The organism is Microbacterium sp. B24, from assembly GCF_000333415.1.
Classification (GTDB): Bacteria; Actinomycetota; Actinomycetes; order Actinomycetales; family Microbacteriaceae; genus Microbacterium.
Map to the genome: position 1 here is coordinate 1 of NZ_BADB01000177.1, position 3,920 is coordinate 3,920.

The 3,920-nt window shown below is 69.5% G+C and carries 1 protein-coding gene and 3 pseudogenes; 1 reads left to right on the forward strand and 3 read right to left on the reverse strand.

Annotated elements, in window-relative coordinates; genetic code table 11:
* Positions 1–434, forward strand: a pseudogene (locus tag I5I_RS04540) (hypothetical protein); the annotation flags it as partial.
* A 26-nt stretch (positions 435–460) separates the two neighbouring features.
* Here the strand turns inward: I5I_RS04540 and sucB are convergent.
* The 3 genes and pseudogenes from sucB to I5I_RS04555 all read right to left on the reverse strand — a co-directional run.
* Positions 461–2,182, reverse strand: a pseudogene (gene sucB, locus I5I_RS04545) (2-oxoglutarate dehydrogenase, E2 component, dihydrolipoamide succinyltransferase).
* A gap of 99 nt (positions 2,183–2,281) precedes the next feature.
* A complete protein-coding gene (lpdA, locus tag I5I_RS04550; RefSeq protein ID WP_036316934.1) occupies positions 2,282–3,661 on the reverse strand; it encodes a dihydrolipoyl dehydrogenase in 1,380 nt (459 codons plus the stop codon).
* A pseudogene (locus tag I5I_RS04555) lies at positions 3,658–3,920 on the reverse strand (leucyl aminopeptidase); the annotation flags it as partial. The gene lpdA and the pseudogene I5I_RS04555, both read right to left, overlap by 4 nt.

Genomic DNA, 3,920 nt, shown 5'->3' on the forward strand with positions numbered 1-3,920 from the left:
CCTGGCCTGACGGCGAGAGGGCCTCTTCGGCGCCGCCGGAGTCCGCCGTCTCCCCACCGTCCCCGGATCAACCGACGCTTCCCACGCCGGGAGCGATGTCCGATCCCCCAGCAACGGATGCCGGGACACCCGCACCGTCGGACGGCATCGACGACAGCGGCATCGCGCGACGCCTGCTTTCCGATCTCGCGTCGTGCGTCCGGGCGCAGAAGGCGGATTGCTCCGTCTTTCTGGAAGACCCCGGAGTCGGGATCCCTGACGCAGGCGTCCTGGGAAACATCGGAGAGCGCGAGGTCACCCTCGTCGACGAGTACGGCGGAGTCGCTGCATACCGTGTTACCGGCGGAGAGCAGCCGGACCAGGTGCTCGTTCTCGTGCAGATGGACGGGAAATGGCTGATCCGCGACGTGTACGACGTCGCGGATCAGCCATGAAGTGTGCCCGCCGGCGGGGCGTCCGCTCAGATCCCGAGGTTGGCCTCGAAGTCGGCCGTCTCGAGGCGAGTCTTGACCGCGCCGAGGAAGCGGGCCGCGTCCGCGCCGTCGACGATGCGGTGATCGTACGACAGGGCCAGGTACACATAGGAGCGCACGGCGATCGCCTCGACGCCGTCGACCTTCACCACACCGGGTTCCTTGACGACCGCGCCGGTCCCGAGAATTGCGGACTGGGGGAGGAACACGACCGGGGTGTCGAAGAGCGCGCCACGAGAACCGGTGTTGGTCACGGTGAACGTGCCGCCGGCGAGCTCGTCGGGCTTCAGCTTGTTGTCGCGCGTACGGGCGGCGAGGTCAGCGATCTCCGACGAGATCCCCGCCAGCGTCTTGGTGCCCGCGTCACGGAGAACGGGAGTCAGCAGCCCGCGCTCGGTGTCGACCGCGATCGAGATGTTCTCGGTGGCGGGGTAGACGATGTCGGTGCCGTCCACCGTGGCGTTGATCACCGGGAACGCCTGCAGCGCCTCGGCGGCCGCGAGCACGAAGAACGGAAGGAACGACAGCTTGCCGCCCGTCTTCGCGACGAAGTCCTTCTGCACCGCCGTGCGGTACGAGGCGACCTTCGTGACGTCGACCTTCACGACGGTGGTGAGCTGAGCCGTCTGCTGCATCGACGCGACCGCGCGCTCCGCGAGAACCTTGCGAAGACGGGACATGGGCTGAGTCGTCCCGCGCAGCGGCTAGACCTCGAGCGGCGCCGGAGCCGCCGGATCGGGCGCGACGGCCGCGGGTGCGGCCTGAGCGGCCTCGGCTGCCTTGAGCACATCTTCCTTGCGGATGCGGCCACCGACCCCGGTCCCCGTCACGGAGGCGAGATCGACTCCCTGCTGCTGCGCGAGTCGGCGCACCAGAGGAGTGACGTAGGTCGTTCGCGTCGTCGGCGGATGCCGTGCCGGAGCAGGCGCGGCAGCTGAAGCGGGCGCAGCAGCCGGAGCGGGCGCAGCAGCCGGAGCGGGCGCAGCAGCCGGAGCGGGCGCAGCAGCCGGAGCGGGCGCGGCGGGAGCGGGCGCGGCCGCAGCGGGCGCAGGCGCGGCGGGAGCTTCCGCGGCCGGTGCCGGAGCAGCGGGCGCCGGGGCGCCCGAGCCGATGCGGGCGAGCACCGCACCGACGGCAACCGTCTCATCCTCCGCGACGAGGATCTCCTGCAGCGTCCCCGCAACCGGCGAAGGGATCTCGGTGTCGACCTTGTCGGTCGAGATCTCGAGAAGCGGCTCGTCGACCGCGACCTCGTCACCGATCTGCTTCAGCCAGCGCGTCACTGTTCCTTCCGTGACGCTCTCGCCGAGCTCGGGGAGAACGACATCCTTCGCATCGCCCGACGGTGCGGGAGCGGAGGCAGCGGCCGGGGCCGGGGAAGCCTCCTCAGCAGCGGGCACCGCTTCTGCCGGTGCCGCCTCAGCGGCGGGCTGCTCGGCCGCCGGAGCGTCGTCGGACGGAGCCGCCGCGGAGCCGTCTCCGATCTTGGCGAGAACAGCGCCCACCTCGACGGTCTCGTCCTCGGCGACCAGGATCTCCTCGATGACGCCGCTGACGGGGGAGGGGATCTCGGTGTCGACCTTGTCGGTCGAGATCTCGAGCAGCCCTTCGTCGGCCTGGATCGTGTCACCGACCTTCTTGAGCCAACGGGTGACCGTTCCCTCGGTGACGCTCTCTCCGAGCGCGGGGAGGACCACGGATGTGCTCATGACTGTGTCTCCTTCAGAAGTTCGATGTCCGACAACTAGCTTAGTGACCCTCGCGAGGGCCAAGCGGTGACGTGTCGGACGGGGCGGGAAAAGTGGGTGTCAGAGTGCGTGCAGAGGCTTGCCGGCAAGCGCGAGGAATGCCTCGCCGAGCGCCTCGCTCTGCGTCGGGTGCGCGTGCACGTAGGGCGCGATGTCTTCAGGGTGGGCTTCCCAGGCGACGGCCAGCTGGCCCTCGCTGATCAGCTCGCCGACGCGATCGCCGACCAGATGGACGCCGATCACGGGCCCGTCGACCAGTCGGACGATCTTGACGATGCCCCCGGTGCCGATGATCTCGCTTCTGCCGTTGCCGGCCAGGTTGTACTCAGAGACCGCAACCCTGTCGCCGTGTGCGGTTCGCGCGGCTGCCTCCGTGATCCCGACGGACGCCACTTCGGGGTGCGAGTAGGTGACCCGCGGGATGCTCTGCTCCGCGACCACGACGGGTCGGAGGCCGGCGATCTCCTCGGCCACGAAGATCCCCTGCTGAAAGCCACGGTGGGCCAGCTGCAAGCCGGGGACGATGTCGCCGGCCGCCCAGACGTGCGGGACAGATGTGTGGAGGCGCTCGTCCACGCTCACGAAGCCGCGCTCGAGAACCACGCCGGCCTCATCGAACCCCATCCCGGCCGTTGACGGCCCGCGTCCGACCGCCACGAGGAGATAGTCCGCGGCCAGTTCGCTCCCGTCGGACAGGACGATCGAGACCTCGGCATCCGTCTGCGAAACGGAGGCGAAGCGAGAACCGAGTCGAGCGACGATTCCGCGTTTGCGGAAGGCGCGCTCCAGAGCCTTGCTCGAGGCGACGTCCTCTGCCGGCACGAGGTGGTCGAGCGCCTCGACGATCGTGACATCCGCCCCCATCGATCGCCACGCGCTGGCGAACTCGACGCCGATGACGCCGCCACCGAGCACGATGACGGAAGCGGGAACCTCAGCGAGCGCGAGTGCCTCTTCACTGGAGAGGATCCGGCCCCCGATCTCGATGCCCGGAAGCGTACGCGTGTGCGAGCCCGTCGCGAGGAGCACGTCGGTTCCGCGATAGGTGACCTCGCCCACCGCGACAGCGGGTCCATCGCCATCGACGACCAGCCGCCCCTCACCGGCGACAACCGTGATCCCGCGTGCTTTGATGAGGCCGGCGAGCCCCGCGAACTTCTTGGCGACGATGCCCTCGCGGAAGGCGGTGACCCCCGCCACATCGATACCCTCGAACGTCGCCGTCACGCCGACGCTCGCCGCATCACGGACAGCGTCGGCGATCTCCGCCGCGTGCAGGATCGCCTTGGTCGGGATGCAGCCTCGATGCAGGCATGTACCGCCGAGTTTGTCCTTCTCGACCAGGACGACCGAGCGCCCGAGCTCGGCTGCACGGATCGCCGCTGCGTATCCGGCCGACCCGCCGCCCAGAACGACGAGATCGGAGTGGTGTGCGGTCATCGTGCGTCTCCTTCGACGAATGCGAGCAGCGAGCGGACGGTCGCCGCGGTGGGCCCCTTGTCCGTCGCGCCGGTCGCGGATTTCGTGCTCCCGCTGCCGGCGATGTCCAGGTGCACCCAGGGGATGCGAGGTGCGTCCGCGTCGTCGGAGACGCGCCCGACGAACCGCTGGAGGAAGAGCCCGGCGAACAGCGAGCCTCCCGACGGGTCACCGATCTTCGCATTGACCAGGTCGGCGATAGGGGAGTCCAGCTCCTCCT

Bases quoted from the DNA above. Each gene is read 5' to 3' on its own strand.
- lpdA (WP_036316934.1), bottom strand. From the start codon at position 3,661: ATGACCGCACACCACTCCGATCTCGTCGTTCTGGGCGGCGGGTCGGCC.